Below are 22,339 nucleotides of genomic sequence, written 5' to 3' on the forward strand. Positions count from 1 at the left end.
AACCACACACCTAACTTCAGTCTAACGCGCTAACGCCACAGGTTGCACAGGGTTTAACCAGATTTAATCTGGATGATGGCTTACACTGGATGCCACTTTGAATGCGTTTTCAGGAGCATAGCGTTGCAGCAGAACAGCCCTATCATTGAAGCTACCGAGCAGAACATTCAGCAAATCCTTGAGCAGTCCCAGCAGATCCCGGTGGTCGTGGGTTTCTGGGCGAGCTGGAGTGAACCCAGTCAGCAAATGGCGTCGGCCCTAGAGCGTCTGGTCAACGAATACCAAGGCAAGGTGATCCTGGCCAATGTGAATGCGGATGAGCAGCAAATGCTGGCCAGCCAGTTTGGTGTGCGCAGCCTGCCCAGTCTCAAGCTGGTGTTTCAAGGAAAGTTGGTCAGCGAGTTGGAGGGAGCCCAGACCGAAGGCGCGCTACGCCAGTGGTTGGCTCCAGCGGTGGATCCCGAAGCCGCCCAGCAGCAACAGGAAGAAGGATTTATCGAGCAGGTGCGTATGGCCATTGAAGCAGGCCACACCGAGCAAGCTGAAGGGGCGTTGCGCCAGACGCTGGAGCAGAGCCCGGACAAGCATGCCATTCGCGCCTTGTTGGTGGAGCTGCTGCTAGGTGAAGGCCGTTTGGATGATGCCCAGTCGGTGCTGGCACAAGTGACAGAAGATGCGGAGCCGCTACGGCCGTTCCGGGCGCGCTTTGCGTTGTTGGAAAAATGGGAAGGTGCAGGGCAAAGCCTGGCGGATTTGTCTGCCCGTATTGCCGACACGCCAACCCCGGAAGATCTTTATGCTTATGGCTTGCAGGCTGCTGCCGCTGGCCAGTTTCAGCAGGGGCTTGAGGCGCTGCTGAAACTGCTTCGCGAGCACCGTGATTTCCGCGAAGGCGTGGCCCGCAGTGCGCTGCTTGAAGTGTTCGAATGTCTTCCCAAAGGCGATCCGTTGGCCAGTGAATATCGCCGCAAGATGTTTAACTATCTTTACTGATATGCCCTGTTGCTACGGGTAACGGATCTGCCGTTGCCCGTCCTTTCTGTTTTTTCCCCCTTCTAGCGACGATTACCAAACGGTTGGTGGGCATTTTCTGGTGCGCGCTTGGGCTCCCCCGTCATCTGCAAATTTATCCAGTGCGCTATTTTAATGCGGCCCATGTTCGATGGTGGTGCGAATTCGCAGTGCTTTGTTCATTGCTGGTGCGCATTGACTTTCATTCAGGGTTAACTGTTTGAAATATTGCGCACTAATTTATGGCCTGATTCTTGAATGCTCATTGTCGGTGCAAATTTCCGGCGCGTGTTGTGTTGGTGCATGAGGACAAGGAGATAGGCAATGAAAATGCTGACAGCGGTGGTGAAGCCGTTTAAGGCCGAAGAGGTTCGTGATTCGCTGGCCCAAGTGGGGGTACAGGGGATGACGGTTACCGAGGTAAAAGGGTTTGGCCGCCAGAAAGGGCACACCGAATTGTATCGGGGCGCGGAATATGTGGTGGATTTTGTTCCCAAGGTGAAATTGGAGCTGGCGGTTCGTGAAGAGCAGCTGGACCAGGCAATCGAAGCCATTATCAAGGCCGCGGGGACCGGCAAAATCGGTGACGGCAAAATTTTCGTGACGGATCTTGAGCAGGTTATCCGCATCCGTACCGGTGAAACCGGCAGCGAAGCCATTTAAGGGGCCCATAATGAAAAAGTTGATTGCTGTACTGTTGATGCTGCCTTCGTTGACCCTGGCCGATGGCCTGGATAGTGGTGACAGCGCCTGGATTCTCACTGCTACCGCGTTGGTACTGTTCATGACGCTGCCCGGCCTGAGCCTGTTCTATGGTGGGCTGGTGCGCAGCAAGAATATTCTCTCGGTGTTGATGCAATGTTTTGCCATTACTTGCGCCGTGTCGCTGGTGTGGCTGATCTGTGGTTATTCCTTAGCCTTTTCCGATGGTGGCGGCATGAATGCCTGGATTGGTGGCTTGGATCATGTTTTCTTTTCCGGAATAAACCGCGATACCCTGGAAGGCACTTTGCCGAAAAGTTTGCACGGGCTGTTCCAGATGACCTTTGCGATTATCACCCCGGCGCTGATCGTCGGCGCCTTTGCCGAGCGTATGCGCTTCGGGCCTATGTTGGCGTTTTCTATTCTGTGGTTGTTGGGTGTGTATATCCCCGTTTGTCACTGGGTCTGGGGCGGCGGCTGGTTAGCCGATCTGGGGCTGTATGATTTTGCCGGTGGCACCGTGGTGCATATCACCGCCGGTGTGGCGGCGTTGGTAGCAGCGCTGGTGTTAGGCAATCGTAAAGGTTTCCCGACCCAAGGCATGTTGCCGCACAACATGACCATGACGGTAACCGGTGCTGGCATGTTGTGGGTAGGCTGGTTCGGCTTCAACGGTGGCTCTGCGTTGGCCGCCAATGGTGATGCGGCCATGGCGATGCTGGTAACGCACATTTCCGCTGCCGCTGGTTCACTGGCCTGGATGGCCATGGAGTGGAAGAAATTCGGTAAGCCGTCTGCTCTGGGCATTGCCACCGGCATGGTCGCAGGGCTGGGTACCATCACCCCGGCATCCGGCTTTGTTAGTCCGGCTGCAGCGCTGGTGATTGGCCTCTCTGCTGGCGTGATCTGTTTTTACATGGTGATTTTCGTCAAGCACAAGCTGAAGATCGATGACTCCCTTGATGTTTTCCCCGTTCACGGTATAGGCGGCATCCTTGGCACTTTGTTGGCAGGTGTGTTTGCCTCCACGGAGCTGGGGCTGTTCTCCGGTTACGGGTTTGCCAAACCGGCCTATACCATGCTGGATCAGCTGGGTGTGCAGGCGCTGGGTGTGGTGGCAACCTTTGTGTACACCGCGCTAATGACTTGGGGCTTGCTCAAGCTAATAAGCCTGTTTGCGCCGCTACGCGTAACCGCCGACGAAGAGACTCAAGGCCTGGATATTGCGCTGCATGAAGAGCGCGGTTATGACCTCTGATTCTAATGTTGGGACCTGCCCCTCAAGCAACCGATGGGCGCGGTGTTTTGCCTGGCTTTTTTGGCCTGTAAGGACTCATCTGCGGCTATTGCCACCCCCTAAGCCTTTCTATAAGGTACGGGTAAGTTTCGAACGCTCGTTTGAATTGGCTAGCAGCAATAAAGCCTGTGCCAGCCCTGTGAAAGGGGGCGTCGAAGTTACATCGATAGGTTTAAGGAGAAACGAAAATGAGCCTCGAATTTTTGTCTGACGAATGGTTTGCAAAAGTGAAAGAGATCCGTGAAAGCGCGGGCGACCTTGAAACGCCAGCAGCGTTGGCTGACTTGGTGATCAACATCAGCATTAATGCTGACGGTGACGATAAAAAGCTGGCTCTGGTCGGCGGCACGATCGAAGAAGGTCATCACGCTGACGCTCCGACTACCATGATTCTGCCGGCCGACTTGGCCAAGCGCATCTTCATTGAAGGTGACCAGTCCGCAGGCATGCAAGGCTTTATGAGCGGCCAGATTCGCGTTGAAGGTGACATGAGTAAACTGATGGCGTTGCAAACGGCACAGCCTTCTGCTGATCAGCTTGCCATGATGAAGCAGATCCAGGACGTGACTGCCTAATATTGGCAATCCGATCTGAAAAATGCCCGCCTTGCGCGGGCATTTTTTTGAAAACGCATAATGACTCATGCTCGGGGCATTATGCGCGTTAGCTATTTATATATCCGTTCTTCACTGTCATTCAGGTTCTGCAATGGCGTGGTTATGGCCACTGGGTGTACAGATACCTGGTCTAGCCAGCCGTGTGCACTTCGCTTGCCTGCATCCAGATAATCACCCAACGCTCCCCGCCAATGTTCGGCATATAAGGCCATGCATAGCGGTTGTCGACGTAGTATGTCGTGGACAACGCAGATATGCTCAGATGACGCCGACGCCAGTAAACCCTCGATCATTTCAGTGGGTGGTTTTAGCAAGTCACAGGGCAAGCACACGCACAGGCCCTGACTTGCGGCCAGAGTCGCTTCCAGCCCGGCTAGCGGACCGCAAAAGCCGTCGCGCAGATCTGCCACGACCGGATCTCCCCAAGCTTGATAGCGGTCCGCATTGCGGTTGGCGCTAATCACAATGCGGCTGGGACGCGGAAGCAGATTGTCGAGCAGATGAGCGACCAGCGGCTTGCCGTCCAGTTCCACCAGTCCCTTGTCGGCACCGCCCATGCGTTGGCCCTGTCCGCCGGCCAGAATGATTAAGGTATAGTCGATCATATTGCCTTCTCGTCGTGCTCTCGCGTTGGGTTCTAGGGGCGAATCGGCTATGCTCTGCGCGCGCGTTGGGCGATGCTGACAGCTTGTGTTTTGCCCGCCCCGAGTGCAGACACGTTTCAGGGAAATTATGTGACTACCGCCCGTAATCATCTTACCGACTTAGTGCGCTTTGCGCCGCTTCTGCCTGGGTATCAGCCCCGTGAACCGCAACTAGAAATGGCGGATGCGGTGGAAGACGTGATTGGCAGTGGTGCCACGCTGTTAGTAGAAGCGGAAACGGGCACCGGTAAAACGCTAGCTTACCTAGTGCCTGCACTGCTATCGGAAGGCCCGACGTTGGTGTCCACCGGCACCAAAAGCTTGCAGGACCAGCTGTTCTTTAAAGACCTGCCCATGGTCAAGAAGGCGCTGAACTTGCCGCGTAAAGTGGCGCTGCTGAAAGGGCGTGCCAACTATCTATGTCCGTATCGATTGGAGCTGCATCAAGAAGACGCCCGTTTTCTCACCCGTGAGACCGTGGGGCAGATGCAGATCGTGGCGCACTGGGCAGGGCGTACCCGCACCGGAGATATCGCCGAGCTGCAACAGATTCCGGAAGATGCGCCAGTATGGCCCTGGGTGACCAGCACCGCGGACAATTGCCTGGGGACAGAATGCCCCCGCTATAACGAATGCCCGTTGATGAAGGCGCGTAAAGAGGCTCAGGAAGCAGACCTGGTGGTGGTCAACCACCATCTGTTTTTCGCCGACGCAGCGTTGCGCGGCAATGGTGCCGCCTCGGAGCTGCTGCCCACCGCCAATACGGTGATTTTCGATGAGGCCCATCAGCTACCCGAAATCGCGGCGGCGTTTTTCGCCGACACCCTGAGCACCAGACAGATTCAGGAATTGGGCCGCGATAGCCTGTCTGAAGCGGGCCATACCGCCGCGGATCTGGCGGAGCTAAATCGCCTAGTGGCCGCCGTGGATAAAGGCGGCATGGATTTACGCTTAAGCCTGGGGGACGGCGAACGCCGTGAGCCCTGGACGGAAGTGGCAGAGAATCAGGCGGTGATTGAGGCCGGAGAGGCACTGTTGCAGGCTTTGCAGGAGCTGGATGCATTTCTCGGACCGCTGGCCAAGGCGAGCCGGGGGATGGATGCCTGCTCCCGGCGCGCCAGTGAACAGGTGGATTGCCTGGCGGCCTACCTGAAAGGCGGCCAGCCGAATCGGGTGTACTGGTTTGAAACCTTCAAACGCTCTGTAGTCTTGCACAGCACACCGTTGTCCGTGGCGGCCCAGCTGCGAGCCCAGCGTGAGCGCAACCCCTGTAGCTGGATTCTCACCTCAGCCACGTTGTCGGTGGGCGGACGCTTTGAACATATCCAGCATCGCCTGGGGCTGGATTCTGCCCGTACCCTTAGGCTGGAGAGTCCTTTCGATTTTAAGCGCCAAGCCGTGTTCTATGCCCCGGAAGGGCTGCCGGCGCCGAATGATCGTGAGTACACGGCGCAACTCACCGCTGCCATGGTGCCGGTCATTAATGCAGCCAGGGGCCGCACTTTTTTCCTGTTTACGAGTCACAGAGCGTTACGTGAAGCCGCGGCTATCCTTCGCCAGAAGCTTGATTACCCTTTGTTGGTGCAGGGTGAAGCCGGGCGGCGTGAATTGCTTGATGCGTTTAGGGAAAAGGGCAATGCCGTGTTGTTGGGAACCAGCAGCTTCTGGGAAGGCATTGATGTACGCGGTGAGGCGCTCAGTTGTGTGATTATCGATAAACTGCCATTTGGTTCACCCGGTGATCCGGTGGCGGCGGCGCGCATCGAGCACATTAACCGCAATGGCGGTAATGCGTTTCGTGATTACCAACTACCCCAAGCGGTGCTGGCCCTGCGCCAGGGAGCCGGGCGACTGATTCGTGACCCGAAAGATACCGGGTTGCTGGTAGTCGCAGACCCGCGTTTGCTGACGCGTAGTTATGGCAAGTTGTTCGTTAACAGCCTGCCCAACATGACCCGCACCCGTAAGCTGGATGTGGTACAGCGGTTTTTTGATTATCTGGCCCGTCAGGGCCAGGAAGCGGAAAAAATGGAATCATGACGCGAATACTCGCATTGGAAACCGCAGGAGAAACCTGCTCGGTGGCGCTGTTGGATAATGGCAGTGTGATTGAACGCTTTGAGCAAGCGCCTCGCCAGCAGACCGAACGGGTATTGCCCATGGTCGAGGGGATACTGGAGGAGGCGGGTTTCCGGCTTGCCGATCTCGATGGCATTGCTTTCGGGCATGGCCCAGGTGCATTCACCGGTGTGCGGGTCGCTGCTGCTGTAACCCAGGGTTTGGCCTTCGCGGCGGATCTACCGGTGGTAGGGGTTTCCACTTTAGCGGCTTGTGCGCTGAGCGCGCAGGCACTGAAGGTGAATCCGCATGTTATCGCCTGTTTTGATGCGCGCATGGGCGAGCTTTACCTCGGCGCCTATGAGTGTGAGCCGGGCTCGGCCCATGCCGTGCTTTGTGATGGGCTATTCAAGCCTGATGCTTTGCCAGAACTGCCGTGCGCTGACTGGATGATTGTTGGTTCCGGTTTGGTGCATCAAGACGCGCTCCTGGCGGCCTATGGCGCAAGCTTCTGTGTCGCTGGCGCTCACCCCCATGCGCAAGCGGTTGCCCAACTGGCATTACCTGCATTCGAACGTGGAGAATGTGTGAGTGCGGAACAGGCACAGCCGGTCTACCTGCGAGATCAAGTGATTCAGGGAGCAGTACGATGACCAACTGGGATCTTCCCAATGTGCATGAGCTGACAGTGACCGTACCAGCCGAAGCCATCGATGTGATGGGCCATGTGAACAACACTGAATATCTGCGTTTTATGGAGCAGATTGCCTGGCACCATACCACCGAGCTGGGGCTGGGTTGGGATTTGTATCAGAGGCTTAACCGGGGCATGGTGGCGCGCCATACCGAAGTGGATTATCTGGCGCCGGCTTTCGAGGGTGAGAACCTGAGGATCGGTACCTGGATTGTACAAAACGATGGCCGTATAAGCATTACGCGTCGTTACCAAATTGTGCGTGAATCCGACAGCCTAACATTACTGCGCGGGCGCACCCGGTGGGTGTGTGTGGCACTGGATTCCGGCAAACCACGGCGTATGCCTGTAGAATTTCTACAGGGCTATAAAGTGACGGCGGACGAATAGGGCACCGCCGTTTTCTAAATCGGGTCTGCGTAACCTCAAGCTGGTGCTGAGGCACGTTGTTTCAACGCACGTTTGGTTTCTAGCGTTACAATCAATAAGGACTTTCCATGGATTGGTTCCAAGCCTTGGTTCTTGCTCTGATACAGGGGCTTACCGAGTTTCTTCCTATTTCCAGTTCCGCTCACCTGATTCTGCCGTCCCAAATCCTCGGGTGGCCAGATCAGGGCTTGGCGTTCGATGTGGCTGTGCATTTGGGGACCTTGCTGGCAGTGATGATGTATTACCGCCGTGATTTGATTGCCATGGTAGGGGGGGCCGGCCTAGCCGTTCAGCAGCGCCGGATGAATGATGACCTGAAGTTGGGTTTGCTGGTGGCGTTGGCCACAATTCCAGCGGTGGTGTTTGGTTTCCTCGGTGATGATTTTATTGAGCGTGAACTACGCTCGGCGTTGGTAATTGCTATCACCACGCTGGTATTCGGCGCGTTGCTATGGGCGTCTGATGCTTTTGGTAAACGGGAGTTTTCGTTGGCTAGGTTAGGCGTTGCAGGTGCCATTTTTATTGGTCTGGCTCAGGCATTGGCGTTGATTCCCGGCACTTCGCGCAGTGGTATCACCATTACTGCGGCATTGGCGCTGGGCTATCGTCGTGAGGATGCGGCTCGTTTCTCCTTTTTGTTATCGATTCCGGTGATCCTTGGGGCCGGGCTGCTTAAAACCAAAGATTTGATTGAGCAGCAAGTGGTGGTGGACTGGGGGATGATGGCTCTGGGCGTTATCGTTAGTGCGGTAACCGCTTACCTGACCATTGTATTCTTCATTCGCTTGTTGGAGCGCGTTGGCATGCTGCCGTTTGTGGTCTATCGGTTGATACTCGGTGTGGCTCTGTTGTTCTGGTTGGCATGAGGCAGAGTGAATGGTTGGACACTGTGCTTGGGTTATTACCCGGTTGCCCGAAAGGTCTTCCGGGTTTCTGGGTTGAAAATGAAGCCCAGGCCAGTGGGCAGGCACTTGAGCTGGTGCTTGGCTGGCATGATGATTGCCTGAGCCTGTGGCGTCCCGGTGGCAAGCAAACGCCGCTGACGGTCAGTTTCTGTGACGGCAAGCAGGGGTACCGACTCACTCCCGAGCGGGTGCGCCATGAGCGTCTGATTAAGGCGCTGGGCAAGCCCAAAGACGATCGGATCTGGGTGCTTGACGCCACGGCGGGGCTCGGCCGGGATGCGGCCCTGATGGCACAGGCAGGATTTCAGGTGCTGTTGGCTGAGCGTTCGCCGATTCTTCATGCGATGCTTGCTGATGGTATGCAAAGGGCTCCTGCCAGCCTTGTTGCGAACATGCAGTTGCTGGCGTGCGCAGACAGCAAAATTGCTGAGCCATCTGCTCTCCACGCGGTGTACCTAGATCCCATGTTTCCCGCTCGGGAAAAAAGTGCGGCGGTTAAAAAAGACCTGCAGTGGTTGCAGCGGCTTTGTCCTTACCCGGATGAAGTTGAAGAACAGCAATTACTGGATTGGGCGCGCGCCCTTGGTCCTTCCCGGGTGGTCGTGAAACGCCCGATAAAAGCCCGTTTTCTGGCGGGCGTAACGTCGTCCTTCAGCCAAAGGGGCAAGGCAGTACGGTTCGATATTTATACCTGTGCCTGAGTGCCCTTCTTCCCTCGATAACTCGCTGATTGAGAAGGAAAAAGACACCGGCCAGCAAAAAAGATGACCGGGAGTGCTTAGGTTGCCTCAGGAGAAGCGGTAAGCAGGTTGCCCAAATTAGTAACCCGGGTGACGCGCTGGATAGCGTCACTGATATTAGGGCTGAAAATGCGGCTGGCTTCGTCATCAAGGGCCTTTAGCTCTTCATCAAATTCCAGCGCGCCGTTACCGTCGGGCGTTACCAGGCCAGTGGAATAGAGCTGAGCAATAAAGTTCTTTAGCACCACCTTATCGAAGAATTCTGGAGAATTGAATTCATACAACAGTGATAGCCGCTGTGCAGTCTGATGCGCTAGTTCGCCTAGCTGCTCAGCGGTGAGTTTACCAGGCCCGTATTGCACCAATAGTTGAATGGTTAGGTAGTAGCGCTCCAGAGAGGGCATGACGGTTTGGCCAAGATGATCGAGCATGTCGGATTCGTGGGTATGAATCGCGGCGCCGTGTAGGCAGTCATTTTCCCTGCTAATTAATTGCTCCTGCTGTAGTACGGTGACGATATTGTTGACGGCTGCGGCTAGTTCTTCGTCGCTCTGCCAGTGCAGGAAGTACTCGCTACGCAGGAAGGGGTAGAGCAGGCGAACCATGCTTTGCAGTACATCAATGCTTACAGAGCGCGCATTCATTACCAGAGAGCAAATCAGCCCAGGCAGAATGAACAGGTGTAGGCTGTTGTTGCGCACGTAGGCCATCTGCAAGGCCGTTTTTTCGTCGGTGGTTACCACATCGCCCAGTTTATGCTCTATGCGATCGATGAAGTCGTGCTCAAGGCCGTATTGAATAATGGCATCGGCGTCGTCGGTGGCCAGCGCGGCGCTATCGCTGTAGGGGGCCTGCTTAAGTAGGGAGATGTAGAGGTTCAGTTGCTGACGAAGTTGGGCAATATCCATGGTGTGCTTGGGCGATGCCAGCAACGCCAGGCTAAGCAAATTAACCGGATTGGCCACGGCGGCAGCATTGATGGATTCGACTACTTCCTGGCCCAACTCTTCAATTACATGTTTGAACCAGGGTGGGTTTTCCCCGGGTGTGAGGGTTTCATTGCGCCATTTGGAATTGTGCTCGTCCAAATAGTTCACCAACTTGATCGGTTCACCAAAGTTGAGATGCACCTGACCAAAGTGGCTGCGCAGTACAGAAAGAGATTTCATTAAGCCGCCCACGGATTCCTTCTGTTTTTTCTGGCCGTGCAGTTCGCCGATATAAGAACCGGCCTCGATGACTTTTTCATAACCGACATAGACAGGGACAAACGCAATGGGCTTGCGAGAATCGCGCAAGAAGCTGCGAACTGACATGGCCAGCATGCCGGTGCGCGGTTTCAGCATGCGACCGCTACGGCTGCGCCCGCCTTCCACAAAATATTCAATGGAAAAGCCGCGCGTGGTAATTGTGTGCAGGTACTCGCTGAATACGGCGGCGTATAATGGGTTGTCCCGGAAGCTGCGACGCATAAAGAAGGCACCGCCACGGCGCAGGATCGTTCCCACGATGGGCAGGTTCAAATTAATGCCGGCGGCGATATGCGGTGGAACCAAGCCGTTGCGGAACATCACAAAGGACAGCAGCAGATAATCAATGTGGCTACGGTGGCAGGGTACATAGATGACCTCATGATCGCCGGCGACCTTGGTCAGATTATCCATGTTGTAGAGACTAATGCCTCCGTACAGGCGATTCCATAACCAGTTTAGAAACAACTCAAGGATTCGGATTACGGTGTGCGAATAGTCCGCTGCAATTTCCATGGCGTAACCGCGTGCCTTGGCTTCCAGCTTTTCTTCACTAACGTCCTGACGTTTAGCTTCAGTGCGAATGACTTCACGCACCGGAAGGGAATCCACCACAGTGTTAGTCAGGGTGCGTCGATGTGAAAGGTCCGGACCGATGGCGGCTTCCTGCTGGCGGCGGAGATGGACTCGCAGAATGCGCGATGCCTTGCGAACAGCCTGATCATCAGTTGGGCACTGGTCCACCAGGGTACGCAGCGACATGGGCCGACTAAACTGAACGTAGAGCTGCCGGCCCTGAGTAATAATGATGAAGAATTTCTTGATGAAACCGGCGGGTGACCAGTTGTCGGAGAAGAGAATGCGCCACATGGAGTTCTCTTTTTCCGGACGGCGCCCCCAAAACACGGACACCGGTACTAACTGTACATCCGCGTTAGGATTGTCACGCAGGACCGCGACCAACTTCTCCAGTCGCGGCGGTGATATCGCACGGCGCTGACGGCGGTTACCCATTTGCTGACGGTACAACTGGAAATAGCTATGGTTTAGGTGCGTCTTGCCCAGGGTTAACCCTCGAAGGGCAGAGGAAAGCCCCAGTTGCCGGGCACTTTGGTCGGCAACTGCAGCATCGGCGGCAGATCGATCACTGAGTACATACACCACGGGCGTGTTGGCGGCGAGCTGGAGTTCTTTGGGGTCTGAAGGAAGCGCATTCGCGCGGGTGCACAGGCGTAAAAATACGCGTATGAGAAAGAAGCCTAGTCGATCCAGTCCAAGCCAAGGTGTCATAGTCGGATACAGTTAACGAATGTGGGCCAAGTGTAGCGAAAGCCCTGAGCCCGGAACACCAGCGGCTATTTCAATTTGTTTCAAAACTATTGCACTCAGTGTGCGGTGGACTGGGTTTTCGTGTTGAAGGAGTCTGCTTTGACTGGACCTGCTATTATTGTGCGAATTTATTCCTGTTTATGAATAGCGCAAAGGAGCCTTCGGTGTCGACACCGCAAACCGGTATTTTTGACCGTAGTTATGCCCATCACCTGTTCTTCGAATTTAGCCTTGGTAGTGGCCTTGAGCTGGAGACATTACGCCAAGCACTACGGGAACTTGTCGCGCTGAAAAATGAGCAAGCCCCGGTTCTGCTGGCTTTCGGGCCAGACCTTTGGGCCTGCCTTGATTCCCGCTTTAGCTTTCCCGCGTTTTCCTTGGAGGGGCATATCCCGGCCACCCAGGGGGATTTATGGGTGTGGGTTCAGGCTAAAGAGTCTGGTGATCTATTCGATACTGCCATGCAGGTGCGCAAGGCGGTGGGTGATTTACTTGCTACTCAGCTTGAGTTGACGGCCTTTGTGTACCACGACATGCGAGACTTAACAGGTTTCGTGGACGGCATTGGTAACCCCACCGGTGAAAAGGCAGAAAAGGCTGCCTTTATCGCTGAACCTCACCCCGGTGCGGGGGGGAGCTGGGTGCTCACTCAGAAATGGATTCACGACTTGGACAAGTTTAACCGGTTACCGGTCAGTGAGCAGGAGAATGTGTTTGGTCGGACCAAAGAAGATGCCGTGGAATTTGACGATGAGCGCATGCCCACGGATGCCCACGTTGGGCGCGTGGATGTGGACCGTGACGGTGTAGCGCAAAAAATGTGGCGCCGCTCGGTCCCCTATGGCGACAGCGGCCAGCATGGTCTGTATTTTTTGGCGTTCTGTTGCGAGTTGGACCGTTACGACTTTTTGCTACGCCGCATGTTTGGCATCGCGGATGACTCAGTGAAAGATCTTCTACTGGACTTTACTCGCCCGGTGATGGGGTCCTGGTGGTATGCCCCGTCACAGGATTGGCTGGAGGCGCTCTGATTCAACGGTTGCTTGGGGGGATTCTGTTTGGGCGCCACTAAGATGCGCCTTGCAAGCTTCAGCCTTTCAGGCTGGTTAGTCCTCGCCCACGGTAAAGAGGGCGCATTTTTTAAGGCGTGCTGATGTATCTGTCTAAAAACTGTAACAACGGCACACTTGAGGGCCACGCCGAGTCCGCAAGTCATTTTTCTGAGACCCCAGGGGGGAGAATGGCCGTGAGCCCACCCCCGCCGTTCTTGCGCGCGAGATAAGGGCGGAGTTAGTCCTTTTCGCTCTGTGTGGTGTCTTCATTACCGGCATCAAGCCAGATAAACAGGGCGAAACACCCGGCGAAGAGTAGAATGCCTACAATCACTGCGATTCCTGCTAAAACCACGGTATCCATATACATAAAAAATCCTCCCTAACCTGTCTGGCTAGCGTGACAGATTCAGAGAGGATCAATGTGATACAGATCAATAGGCCTGCTTTTGCGGGCACTACCGCGACCTTCAGTCGCCGGTTTTCCAGCCAGTGAACATTTTCTTCACCAAGAAGGGGGTAAGCTTGAGCGAAGCGCTGAGCCACTGGCCGACCCCGGAAGGGAAGACGAAAAGCAAGGCATTCTTGATACCGTTATAGGTGGCCTGATCAAACGGGTACCAGAAGATATTGCGTTTGGACGGCAAAATATCCCAGTTTACTACTTTTGCCTGGGTCATTTCTTCCAAGCCTTCCGGGCCGTGGGTACGGCCAATGCCCGATTCTTTCCAGCCGCCCCAAGGGGTTTCGGACAAGCCGTGGCTGTAGAGATGATCATTGATGGTGGTAACACCCGTTTGCAACTGTGCGGCGATGGCACGGCCACGCTTGTTATTTTTTGTCCAGACTGAAGAGGTCAGGGCCAAGTTTGAATCATTGGCTTTGCGAATGGCCTCTTCTTCATTGGCTACACGCTGCACAGCGATTAAGGGGCCGAAGGTTTCATCACACATGGTGAGCATGTCATCGGTGACCTGGGTGAGCAGGGTGGCAGGGAAGAAGAAACCGTTTTCTACATTACCCACGGGGCGGGACTGGGCTTCAATGCGAGCGCCTTTAGCGAGCGCGTCTTCCACATGCTGTTGAACCGTACGCAGTTGGCCTGCGGTAGTCAGGCTGCCGATATCCACATCAAAACCGTTGCACCCAATGCCGTGGCGCAGCTGACGTGTTTTCTTGGCCAGTAGATCCACGAACTGGTCGTATACGGCATCCACTACATAAACGCGTTCCACGCCGCCACAGCTTTGCCCGGCATTTTGGTAGCCGCCCCATGCGGCACCGTTGGTGGCTCTCTCCAGATCTGCGTCTTCCAGTACCAGCATCGGGTCGTTACCGCCTAGCTCCAGTGAGACGGGAGTCAGCGTTTTAGCTGCTTGAGCCATCAACGTTTTGCCTGCGGGGACCGAGCCAGTAAAGAAAAGCTTATTGATGCCATTATCGAAAAAGCCGGTGGCGACCTTTGAACCAGAGCCGACGATGTGCTGAAACAGGCCTTCAGGGAGTTCACCAGCGGCGACGATTTGCTCAATGGCCCGGCCTACCGCAGGGGTGGCGGCAGCCACTTTTAGCATAATGCCGTTGCCGGCCATCAAGGCCATGACGATTTCGCCAAAAGGAATTGATAGCGGATAGTTCCAAGGGCTGATAATACCTACTACACCTAGCGGTACCCGTAACATATGGGTGCGTTTGTTGAAGAATAAGAGGCTGCCTACAGGGCGGTTACGCTCTTGCAGGTAATGCTCAGCATTTTTTGCATACCATTTGCAGGCCAGCGCACAGGGCAATACTTCCGTCGCCAAGGCATCTGTGAGTGTTTTGCCGTTGCTTTCGCTGATGGTACGGGCCAGGTCATCGGCGCGGTCGACAATGTAGCTGCGCATCATCTGAATATGGCGAGCCCTTTCCTTGAAAGACTTGGCCGCCCAAATAGCTTGCGCTTGCCGGGCTTTGCTCAGCATTTGTGGCAACGCATCCAGATTGGTTTCGCTCAACTCTGCAACGGCAGTGCCGGTGGCGGGGTTGGTGTCGACCACTACGTTGGCAGTCAATTTCTCTTGTACGGTCATGTGAAGGGGGCTCCATCATGGCGGGTCGCCAGGGCGGCCCGCAGGCGTATTAGTGATACAGGGAAGAAGGCTAGAGAAACACAGAGTAGACACGCTGGCTAGAGCTTCTCACCAGTAATTTTATGCCTTTAGGCGATGGGGTTCTAGCGCCTTACAGTGCTGTTGGCTGAGGCACCGTCTGGCTCTGCGGTGCGGGCCATGCGTGAGGCCATGCGTTCGAAGGTAAGGGCGATGCGTTCTACCGCGCCAGCAACCAACTCCTGATTTCGCTGTTCCAGATTACCGGCCTGGGCCATGGCGATTTTTAGGCGTTCAGAGTTGTCGCGAAAACGGCTATCGCAATGCCCTTGGGCGCAGGCCTGGTAGGCATCAGCCAGAGACTGCTGCCACTGGGCCGCGCAGGCCAGCAAGGCGACCGGCGCCTGGGTGTGAATGCGTCCTTGTACCCATAGCGAGACCTGGCCCAAGTTAAGGCCTGTCAGCCCCAGGTCAGTAAAGTGCCGTCGTTCTTCGGGCAGTGCCTTGTCGCAGATGGTGAGCCAACGAAGGCGGTCCGCCATACGGGCATTGAAGCCTTCCTCTTTAATACGGTGATGGCCGATTAACGTTAGGTCAGCAGCGGTTTCGCGAATGAGTCGTCGGCGCAGGCTTGGCCCGCTGGGTGGAGTAATCAGCCGAAACATCATGAAGGCAATGAAGATGCCGCCGGTGATTGCCAAGCCGTTACTGGCCACCCGGGCCACATCGAAATCCATGGCGTTACCCGGTTGCACCAGAATAATGTAAGGGGTGCAAAACCCCAATCCGTAGGCCAGGGTGGTGGGGTTACTAATGGCCAGTAGTGCTACGAACAGGGGGGCGCCAAGAATCAGGATTAGTAGCGGAAAATCGCCGTTGCTGAGGGCCAGCAGAGGCAAGGTGAAGAACAGGGCAACCGGGGTGGCCAGTACCGAGGTGGTCGCGGCCCGACGCAACACCCGGTCCGGTTCTGGCAGGCGGGCAAAAAGGATGGTGAAGATCACCGGCATGATCATCAGCATGATGGCCATGGGGCTAGCTGTGCCGATCCAGAGGCCGGCGGCAATCATGAATACCAAGGCACTGCGGATACCCACGGCAGCGGCAATTTGTACATCCCGGTAGGGCTTGAGAGCCTGCGGGCGCAGTTGCATTTCTTTGCTGAAATGCAGTGCCCGGTTGGCTTCCAGGGCAAGAATAATGTCGGCGGTCAGGTTTAGGGCTACCTGAAAAAAACGCCGCTGAAGCGGGGGGGCGTCGTCGCTTTGCTCGCTACTTGCGTTTCGCAATTGCTGGCGCAGGTGTTGCACTTCTTCCATGGCGGCGTCGGCGGAATCGGTTTCGCGCATCCGCTTGAAGGAAAGCCGCAGTGAATCGAGCATGTCCTGCAGAGCAGGTGTGAGGAGTTCACTGTGGTTGCGCATCAGGCGACCAATAACGCGTATGCGTGCAATCAGTGATAGCGTCTTGTGACAGATGACGGTGGCGGCCCGTGCCCGGCCCGGCCCCTGAGCGCCTTCGTACATGACAGCGCTGCTGTCATCACTGAGTGGGAAAATGCGCTGTAGTAGGGCATCGACTTGTGCATGTCGTTGGGTGTGGGTGCCTGTCGGGTTTAGTTCCAGCTCCAGGTAAGCCAGGGTCTGGTTGAGCGCGCCTCTGGCATGTTTTTGCAGCAAGTGACTAACCCGGGCTGGCCACAGCAGATTGCTCACTAGGGTCGCACAGACTGCGCCAACAATGATTTCGCTAATCCGGGCATTGGCCACATGAAAAATGCTTACGCTAGAGGTGCTGGTCGGGTTGGCGATGGAAATCACCACAATCAGGGTGGCGGTGATCCCCGCCATGGCAAAACCATAAATAAAATTGGCTTGCCGTACCCAGGCTGAGGCGGCTGCATTGAGGCCGATCCACAGAGTCAGCGCCAATAGTGCAATAAAGGGGTAAGGCAGCAGGGTGGCGAGAATCAGCAGGCCCATGGCCCCGCCCACCAAGGTACCGCCAATCTGGCACAGCCCTTTTTCAATCACCAGCCCGGTTTCCGGGCGGACTTGCAGGAATACCGCAGAAATAAGCGCCCAGTAGGGGCGCTCAAGTTGCATGAGCATGGCCAGGTAAAGAGCCAGCCCCATGGCAATAATGCCCTTGAGCGCAAAGAGCACTGAGTGACGCTCCGGTGTCAGGAGGACGGCAAGACGAGGAGGCAACGTCATCACGAAAGCGTCACTCAGGCTCTTCGTCATACAGACGCACGGTGGCCGTCATGCCGGCGGCTAGCAGGAGATCATCGGGCACGGATGTCAGTTTGATGTGCACCGGGATGCGTTGCGCCAGCCGCACCCAGTTAAAGGTTTGCTGTACCTGGGGAAGTAGTTGGCGGTCGGCTTGGGTGTTAGCGTTGGCGATAGCTTGGCCTACGCTGGTCACTTTCCCCTGCAGGGCTCGCGAACCATTCATGAGAATCACTGAGGCGTCCTGGCCCACGTGGACCAACGGTAATTTGGTTTCTTCAAAATAGCCGGTGACATAGAAGCTGTTGGCTTTCACCAAGGAGAGTACCGGGCTGCCTTGGTTGACAAAATTTCCCTGTTGAAGTGACAGGTTAACGATGGTGCCGTCGGCGGGGGCGTGAATGCGGGTGCGTTCGAGATTGATGCTGGCGCTGTCCAGCTCTGCTTGGGCCAGGGCCACGTTAGCTTTGGCCAGTTGCGACTGTATGTGCGCGCTTTCTAGTGCCTCTTTACTAATGCTGTTGTTATTACTGCGATGCAAATTCTTGCGACGTTGATACTGGTGCTGCGCGAGCCGCAGGGCTTCTTGTTGATAAAGCAGCTGGGCTTCGGCTTTGGCAAGTGCGGCCTGGTAGCGGGTGTCGTCGATACGGAACAACGGGTCGCCCCGGCTCACTCTCTGGTTATCTTCGATATTGAGTTCGCGCACCCAACCAGAGACATCTGGGGAGAGTGTGATGATCTCTGCACGTACTTTGCCGTCTCGGGTCCAGGGTGCATAGAGGTAATAATTCCACACCCAGTGCCCGGCGATCAGGGCGAGAATGACCAGAACCACGGTAAGTAATATTCGAAGTGTTTGTTGCATGAGGGGCCTTATCTCAGTCAGCTCAGTAGTCGCAGGGAAAGGGCAACGAAACAGACAAAAAGGGAAAGGTAGAACCAGGCGCCTTTCCAGACCTGGCGGTGCCAGCCTAGTTGTCGAAGTAACAAGTAGGACATAAAGGTAAGAGCCAGCGACAGCAGCACCAGCAATACCATAGGACTGAACAGCATGCCGCCCACTGGGATTTCATGCAGCCACATGGTGCCTCCCGATCCGTGATAACACGTTTATAGTAGGGGCAGTTTGCCTGAATTTGTAGCCGGATGCTGCGGCTGCTTGATAGAATCGGGTTGATTTCAGTCGGCTATTTCAGGCAGGCCGCGCAGCATTATGGGGCAGGTTTTAGCCAGTGGTCATCAGGTGTTGGAGCAAACGCTGATAGATCCGCGTTAGGGTGTCCAGTTCGCTGATGCTTGTGTGTTCGTTCACCTTGTGAATGGTGGCGTTGGTGGGGCCCAGCTCCACCACTTGGGTGCCGGTGGGGGCGATAAAACGACCATCGCTGGTGCCGCCGGCGGTGGACAGTTCGGTGTCCAGCTCAGTGACATCACGGATGGCGCCCACCGCTGCATCTACCAGCGCGCCGCGATCGGTGAGAAACGGCTGGCCGGACAGGGTCCATTTCAGGTCATAATCAAGGCCATGTTTGGCAAAGATCGCCTCCGTGCGTTCGCGCAGAATGGCGTCGGTGAGCTCGGTGGAAAAACGGAAATTGAAAATGATTTCGCAGCTGCCGGGAATCACGTTGGTGGCACCGGTGCCACCATTGATATTGGAAATCTGGAAACTGGTGGCAGGGAAAAAAGCGTTGCCCTGATCCCATTCGGTCGTTGCCAGCTCTGCAAGCGCAGGCGCCACATCATGAACCGGGTTGCGGGCCAAATGCGGGTAGGCCACGTGCCCTTGGATGCCTTTTACGGTGAGCTTTGCGCCCAGCGAACCGCGACGACCGTTCTTGATCACGTCACCTACGGTGTTGGTGGAGGACGGTTCGCCCACCAGGCAGTAATCCATGTGTTCCTGACGGGCTTCCAGGTGCTCCACCACCTTGACGGTACCGTTCACTGACGGGCCTTCTTCGTCAGCGGTAATCAGAAACGCCAGGCTGCCGTTATGGTCCGGGTGGGCGGCGATAAAATCTTCCATGGCCACCATCATGGCGGCGATGGAACCTTTCATATCTGCAGTCCCACGCCCGTACAGCAGGTCGCCCTCTTCGGTGGGCGTGAAAGGGTCGTACTTCCACGCAGACACATCACCGGTGGGCACCACATCGGTATGGCCAGCAAAGGCGAATAACGGCCCCTGCTTGCCGCGACGAGCCCACAGGTTCCGCACTTCCTCAAACCACAGGGTTTCACACTCGAACCCCAGCGCTTCCAGTTTTTCGATCATCCATTCCTGACAGCCTTCGTCCTCAGGCGTAACAGACGCGCGGCGGATGAGTTCCTTGGTGTAGTCGAGGGTGCGGGACATGAAATCAGCTCCAATCCGCAAGCTGCAAGCGACAAGCTAGCAAACAGGGGGAGACCCGCTTGTAGTTTGAGGCTTACCGCTTGTTGTTTTTTTAGTTGTGCTTATGCAGCTCTTCGTTCAGGGCGATGGCGCTTTTGTTGGTGAGACATTGCACGGCACCGTTGGTGGTGTTGCGGCGAAACAGCAGGTCGGACTGGCCAGCCAAGTCGCGTGCTTTGACCGTGTTAACGATCTCGCCCTTGTCGTCCAGCAGTTGCACCTTGGAGCCGGAGGTGATGTACAAGCCGGCTTCGATGGTGCAGCGATCGCCCAGCGGGATACCGGTGCCGGCATTGGCGCCCAGCAAACAGCCTTCGCCCAGAGAGATAATGATGTTGCCACCGCCAGACAGGGTGCCCATGGTGGAGGCTCCACCGCCGATATCGGAGCCTTTGCCCACAAATACGCCGGCGGAGATACGGCCTTCGATCATGCCCGGGCCTTCGGTGCCGGCGTTAAAGTTGATAAAGCCTTCGTGCATGATGGTGGTGCCTTCGCCCACGTAGGCGCCCAGGCGAACCCGGGAGGTATCGGCGATACGGACACCGGCGGGGACCACGTAGTCGGTCATCTTGGGGAACTTGTCCACGCTGTTCACTTCCAGCACCTTGCCGTTTAGGCGGGCCAGCAGTTGGCGCTCGGGCAACTCTTCAAGATCCACGGCCCCTTCATTAGTCCAGGCTACATTAGGCAGCAGCGGGAACATACCGGACAGGTTAACGCCGTGAGGTTTCACCAGGCGATGCGAGATCAGGTGCAGCTTGAGATAGGCTTCCGGGGTGGTGGCGGGCTCGGCGTCTGTTTCCAGTATGGTCAGCACCACCGGGCGATCGGATTCCTGAAACGCCACGGCATAGCTGGCTTCGTGCTCAAAACCGGCTTCGCGCCATTCGCGGGCAATATGCTGAACCTGGCGATGGGTCAGTTCCATGGCCGCGTTGCCGCCCTGGTAATCCAGCTCGTCGCGAATTACTTCGATCAGATTGTCGTCCGGGGTAATGGCCGGATCGGGGTAAAAAACTTCGAGCCAGTTGTCGTTACGGTTCTTGGTGCCGCAACCCAGTGCGATGGCGAAAAAATTACTCATGATGTCTCCTGACGTCGAGCTGGAGGCCTGATGCAGGAGGCCGGACGCTGGTTTAGGCCGCGTCGGGCATCCGGCTGGGCGTCCGGCGTTATTTCAATGTGGCTTCCCACTCGTCGGCCTTGAAGCCGGCGAGAATGAAATCGTTGTTCTGCAAAATCGGACGTTTGATGACAGACGCGTTTTCCATGGCCAGATTGACGGACTTTTCTGTGTTCATGGATTCCTTGACCGCATCGTCCAGTTTACGCCAGGTGGTGCCGCGTTTGTTGATCACGGTTTCCCAGCCCAGGGCTTCCAGCCATTGGCGTAACCGTTGTTCCGGCACGCCTTCTTTCTTGTAGTCGTGAAAGTGATAGGTCACGCCGTTGTAATCCAGCCATTTCATGGCTTTCTTCATGGTATCGCAGTTCTTGATACCAAAGACGGTCAGTTCCATGTTTAGTCCTTGTGCTAGCGACAAGCGTTAACGGGTAAGTCCCAACGCGATACATTGCTGTGTACGTCAGCATAGTCGATGCGATCTACCGCATTGCCTGTACGTGGGCAGTGCAGTGCGTGGCAGATCATTGCAAGCCTTACTTCGGGTTGCAGCTCTGCAGCTCGCGGTTTGGCGCTCACAACGTATCTAGCAGTGCCTTGATGCGTTTGGCGCCTTCAATACACTCTTCTAGCGGTGCAACCAACGCCATGCGAATCCGGTTCTGCCCTGGGTTGCTGCCCTCAATAGTGCGTGACAAATAACGCCCGGGAAGCACTGTGACGTTGTATTCAGCCTGCAGGCGTTGGGCGAACTCTTCGTCACTGATGGGCGTTTGAGGCCATAAGTAGAATCCGGCTTCCGGGGCGGATACCTTAAGGGGGTCGCCAAGAATGTCCAGTACCGCATCAAACTTTTCCCGGTAGAGGGTGCGGTTAGTTTGCACGTGTTCCTCATCATTCCAGGCGGCAATGCTAGCCAGCTGATGCTGGATGGGCATGGCGCAGCCGTGGTAGGTGCGGTAACGCAGAAATTGCTTAAGCACTTCGTTGTCACCAGCGACAAAGCCTGAGCGTAAGCCTGGCAGATTTGACCGTTTCGATAGGGAATGAAAGACCACGCAGCGGCGATAATCATGGCGACCCAGTTCTGCACAAGCTTCCAGTAGTCCAACCGGAGGTGTATCCCGATAGATTTCGGAGTAGCACTCGTCTGATGCAATGACAAAATCGTATTTATCTGCCAGCTGTATCAGGGCTTTGAGTTGGGCTTTACTGAGTGTAGCGCCGGTGGGATTACCCGGAGTGCAGATGAACAGCAGCTGGGTACGCATCCAGGTGTCTTCGCTGACAGCATCGAAATCGGGCTGCAGGCCGCTGGCATCGGTACACGGCAGGTACATGGGTTCGCCGCCTGCCAGTAGCGTGGCCCCTTCGTAGATTTGGTAGAAGGGGTTGGGCATTAGCACCAACGGCTGTCGTTGGCGATCGACTACGGCTTGAGTGAAAGAAAAAAGCGCTTCACGGGTGCCGTTGACAGGCAGTACCTGGCTGGTGGGGTTAATGCTTTGCAGATGAAAACGGCGTTTCAGCCATTCGCCGATGGCTTCACTTAATTCCGGGAGGCCAGCGGTGGTCGGGTAGTTGGATAACCGTGCCGTGGTATCTTTTAGTACCTGCTGCACGAAATCCGGTGACGGGTGTTTGGGTTCCCCGATAGATAAGGCAATGGGCGACTTGTCTGATGGGGGCAAGTCGCTGAACAGGGCTTTGAGCTTTTCAAACGGGTAGGGGTGCAACCGTTCCAGATCTGGATTCATAGT

At 55.8% G+C, this 22,339-nt stretch carries 21 protein-coding genes; 10 read left to right on the forward strand and 11 right to left on the reverse strand.

The annotated features are described in order from the left end of the window. The first annotated feature begins 123 nt into the window (after nt 1-123). From ABNH10_RS11165 to ABNH10_RS11180, 4 genes are all read left to right on the forward strand, one after another. Nucleotides 124-993, forward strand: coding sequence for a tetratricopeptide repeat protein (locus ABNH10_RS11165; protein ID WP_349386001.1), 870 nt, complete (start codon nt 124-126; stop codon nt 991-993). Nucleotides 994-1,335: 342 nt separating this feature from the next. Further along, a complete protein-coding gene (locus tag ABNH10_RS11170) occupies nt 1,336-1,674 on the forward strand; it encodes a P-II family nitrogen regulator (RefSeq protein WP_349386002.1) in 339 nt (112 codons plus the stop codon). A gap of 10 nt (nt 1,675-1,684) precedes the next feature. After that, nucleotides 1,685-2,971: an ammonium transporter gene (locus ABNH10_RS11175; RefSeq protein WP_349386003.1), complete on the forward strand. Its 1,287-nt coding sequence runs from the start codon at nt 1,685-1,687 to the stop codon at nt 2,969-2,971. A 227-nt stretch (nt 2,972-3,198) separates the two neighbouring features. Next, the gene (locus ABNH10_RS11180) at nt 3,199-3,585 is read left to right on the forward strand and encodes an SCP2 sterol-binding domain-containing protein (RefSeq protein WP_349386004.1); all 387 of its coding nucleotides are present in this window, start codon (nt 3,199-3,201) and stop codon (nt 3,583-3,585) included. 92 nt (nt 3,586-3,677) lie between these two features. On the opposite strand, the gene mobA is transcribed toward ABNH10_RS11180, so the two are convergent. Continuing rightward, nucleotides 3,678-4,232, reverse strand: a complete 555-nt coding sequence (gene mobA, locus ABNH10_RS11185; RefSeq protein WP_349386005.1) for a molybdenum cofactor guanylyltransferase — start codon at nt 4,230-4,232, stop codon at nt 3,678-3,680. Between the two features lie 129 nt (nt 4,233-4,361). Between mobA and yoaA the strand changes: the two genes are divergently transcribed. From yoaA to ABNH10_RS11210, 5 genes are all read left to right on the forward strand, one after another. After that, nucleotides 4,362-6,311 carry a DNA repair helicase YoaA gene (gene yoaA / locus ABNH10_RS11190; protein WP_349386006.1) on the forward strand — a complete coding sequence of 650 codons (1,950 nt, stop codon included), beginning with the start codon at nt 4,362-4,364 and terminating at the stop codon, nt 6,309-6,311. Next, nucleotides 6,308-6,982, forward strand: coding sequence for a tRNA (adenosine(37)-N6)-threonylcarbamoyltransferase complex dimerization subunit type 1 TsaB (tsaB, locus tag ABNH10_RS11195; RefSeq protein ID WP_349386007.1), 675 nt, complete (start codon nt 6,308-6,310; stop codon nt 6,980-6,982). Before yoaA ends, tsaB begins: the two co-directional genes overlap by 4 nt. Beyond that, nucleotides 6,979-7,413 (forward strand): acyl-CoA thioesterase, encoded by a 435-nt coding sequence (locus ABNH10_RS11200; protein ID WP_349386008.1) that lies wholly within the window; start codon nt 6,979-6,981, stop codon nt 7,411-7,413. The genes tsaB and ABNH10_RS11200 overlap by 4 nt, the downstream gene beginning before the upstream one ends. A gap of 107 nt (nt 7,414-7,520) precedes the next feature. Beyond that, nucleotides 7,521-8,318, forward strand: coding sequence for an undecaprenyl-diphosphate phosphatase (locus ABNH10_RS11205; RefSeq protein ID WP_011588413.1), 798 nt, complete (start codon nt 7,521-7,523; stop codon nt 8,316-8,318). Between the two features lie 23 nt (nt 8,319-8,341). Beyond that, nucleotides 8,342-9,058 carry a class I SAM-dependent methyltransferase gene (locus tag ABNH10_RS11210; protein WP_349386231.1) on the forward strand — a complete coding sequence of 239 codons (717 nt, stop codon included), beginning with the start codon at nt 8,342-8,344 and terminating at the stop codon, nt 9,056-9,058. Between the two features lie 77 nt (nt 9,059-9,135). Here ABNH10_RS11210 and plsB read toward each other — a convergent pair whose 3' ends face one another. Beyond that, nucleotides 9,136-11,637: a glycerol-3-phosphate 1-O-acyltransferase PlsB gene (gene plsB / locus ABNH10_RS11215; protein ID WP_349386009.1), complete on the reverse strand. Its 2,502-nt coding sequence runs from the start codon at nt 11,635-11,637 to the stop codon at nt 9,136-9,138. A 203-nt stretch (nt 11,638-11,840) separates the two neighbouring features. Between plsB and ABNH10_RS11220 the strand changes: the two genes are divergently transcribed. Then, entirely contained in the window at nt 11,841-12,707 is an 867-nt protein-coding gene (locus ABNH10_RS11220) for a Dyp-type peroxidase (RefSeq protein WP_349386010.1), read from the forward strand. 259 nt (nt 12,708-12,966) lie between these two features. On the opposite strand, the gene ccoM is transcribed toward ABNH10_RS11220, so the two are convergent. The 9 genes from ccoM to dapC form a co-directional block, all read right to left on the reverse strand. Further along, a complete protein-coding gene (ccoM, locus tag ABNH10_RS11225; RefSeq protein ID WP_349386011.1) occupies nt 12,967-13,098 on the reverse strand; it encodes a cytochrome c oxidase subunit CcoM in 132 nt (43 codons plus the stop codon). A gap of 100 nt (nt 13,099-13,198) precedes the next feature. After that, nucleotides 13,199-14,800, reverse strand: a complete 1,602-nt coding sequence (locus ABNH10_RS11230) for an aldehyde dehydrogenase family protein (RefSeq protein ID WP_349386012.1) — start codon at nt 14,798-14,800, stop codon at nt 13,199-13,201. A 143-nt stretch (nt 14,801-14,943) separates the two neighbouring features. Then, complete coding sequence (locus ABNH10_RS11235; protein WP_349386013.1) at nt 14,944-17,064, reverse strand: FUSC family protein; 2,121 nt, start codon at nt 17,062-17,064, stop codon at nt 14,944-14,946. After that, the gene (locus ABNH10_RS11240) at nt 17,045-17,920 is read right to left on the reverse strand and encodes an efflux RND transporter periplasmic adaptor subunit (protein ID WP_349386014.1); all 876 of its coding nucleotides are present in this window, start codon (nt 17,918-17,920) and stop codon (nt 17,045-17,047) included. Before ABNH10_RS11240 ends, ABNH10_RS11235 begins: the two co-directional genes overlap by 20 nt. Nucleotides 17,921-17,937: 17 nt before the next feature. Continuing rightward, nucleotides 17,938-18,138, reverse strand: a complete 201-nt coding sequence (locus ABNH10_RS11245) for a DUF1656 domain-containing protein (protein ID WP_035458361.1) — start codon at nt 18,136-18,138, stop codon at nt 17,938-17,940. 142 nt (nt 18,139-18,280) lie between these two features. Then, complete coding sequence (gene dapE / locus ABNH10_RS11250; RefSeq protein WP_349386015.1) at nt 18,281-19,414, reverse strand: succinyl-diaminopimelate desuccinylase; 1,134 nt, start codon at nt 19,412-19,414, stop codon at nt 18,281-18,283. Between the two features lie 91 nt (nt 19,415-19,505). Then, nucleotides 19,506-20,540 carry a 2,3,4,5-tetrahydropyridine-2,6-dicarboxylate N-succinyltransferase gene (gene dapD, locus ABNH10_RS11255; RefSeq protein ID WP_349386016.1) on the reverse strand — a complete coding sequence of 345 codons (1,035 nt, stop codon included), beginning with the start codon at nt 20,538-20,540 and terminating at the stop codon, nt 19,506-19,508. Nucleotides 20,541-20,628: 88 nt separating this feature from the next. Continuing rightward, entirely contained in the window at nt 20,629-20,976 is a 348-nt protein-coding gene (locus ABNH10_RS11260; RefSeq protein WP_349386017.1) for an ArsC family reductase, read from the reverse strand. 178 nt (nt 20,977-21,154) lie between these two features. After that, nucleotides 21,155-22,336: a succinyldiaminopimelate transaminase gene (dapC, locus tag ABNH10_RS11265; RefSeq protein WP_349386018.1), complete on the reverse strand. Its 1,182-nt coding sequence runs from the start codon at nt 22,334-22,336 to the stop codon at nt 21,155-21,157. Between the last annotated feature and the right edge of the window lie 3 nt (nt 22,337-22,339).

Origin of the sequence: Alcanivorax sp., assembly GCF_040119285.1 — a bacterium.
Lineage (GTDB): Bacteria > Pseudomonadota > Gammaproteobacteria > Pseudomonadales > Alcanivoracaceae > Alcanivorax.

Coding starts and splice junctions, on each gene's coding strand:
- ABNH10_RS11235 (WP_349386013.1), bottom strand. CDS start 17,064: ATGACGAAGAGCCTGAGTGACGCTTTCGTGATGACGTTGCCTCCTCGT.
- ABNH10_RS11205 (WP_011588413.1), top strand. CDS start 7,521: ATGGATTGGTTCCAAGCCTTGGTTCTTGCTCTGATACAGGGGCTTACC.
- ABNH10_RS11240 (WP_349386014.1), bottom strand. CDS start 17,920: ATGCAACAAACACTTCGAATATTACTTACCGTGGTTCTGGTCATTCTC.
- ABNH10_RS11170 (WP_349386002.1), top strand. CDS start 1,336: ATGAAAATGCTGACAGCGGTGGTGAAGCCGTTTAAGGCCGAAGAGGTT.
- dapD (WP_349386016.1), bottom strand. CDS start 20,540: ATGAGTAATTTTTTCGCCATCGCACTGGGTTGCGGCACCAAGAACCGT.
- ABNH10_RS11175 (WP_349386003.1), top strand. CDS start 1,685: ATGAAAAAGTTGATTGCTGTACTGTTGATGCTGCCTTCGTTGACCCTG.
- plsB (WP_349386009.1), bottom strand. CDS start 11,637: ATGACACCTTGGCTTGGACTGGATCGACTAGGCTTCTTTCTCATACGC.
- ccoM (WP_349386011.1), bottom strand. CDS start 13,098: ATGTATATGGATACCGTGGTTTTAGCAGGAATCGCAGTGATTGTAGGC.
- ABNH10_RS11200 (WP_349386008.1), top strand. CDS start 6,979: ATGACCAACTGGGATCTTCCCAATGTGCATGAGCTGACAGTGACCGTA.
- ABNH10_RS11245 (WP_035458361.1), bottom strand. CDS start 18,138: ATGTGGCTGCATGAAATCCCAGTGGGCGGCATGCTGTTCAGTCCTATG.
- ABNH10_RS11230 (WP_349386012.1), bottom strand. CDS start 14,800: ATGACCGTACAAGAGAAATTGACTGCCAACGTAGTGGTCGACACCAAC.
- dapE (WP_349386015.1), bottom strand. CDS start 19,414: ATGTCCCGCACCCTCGACTACACCAAGGAACTCATCCGCCGCGCGTCT.
- dapC (WP_349386018.1), bottom strand. CDS start 22,336: ATGAATCCAGATCTGGAACGGTTGCACCCCTACCCGTTTGAAAAGCTC.
- ABNH10_RS11260 (WP_349386017.1), bottom strand. CDS start 20,976: ATGGAACTGACCGTCTTTGGTATCAAGAACTGCGATACCATGAAGAAA.
- tsaB (WP_349386007.1), top strand. CDS start 6,308: ATGACGCGAATACTCGCATTGGAAACCGCAGGAGAAACCTGCTCGGTG.
- mobA (WP_349386005.1), bottom strand. CDS start 4,232: ATGATCGACTATACCTTAATCATTCTGGCCGGCGGACAGGGCCAACGC.
- ABNH10_RS11180 (WP_349386004.1), top strand. CDS start 3,199: ATGAGCCTCGAATTTTTGTCTGACGAATGGTTTGCAAAAGTGAAAGAG.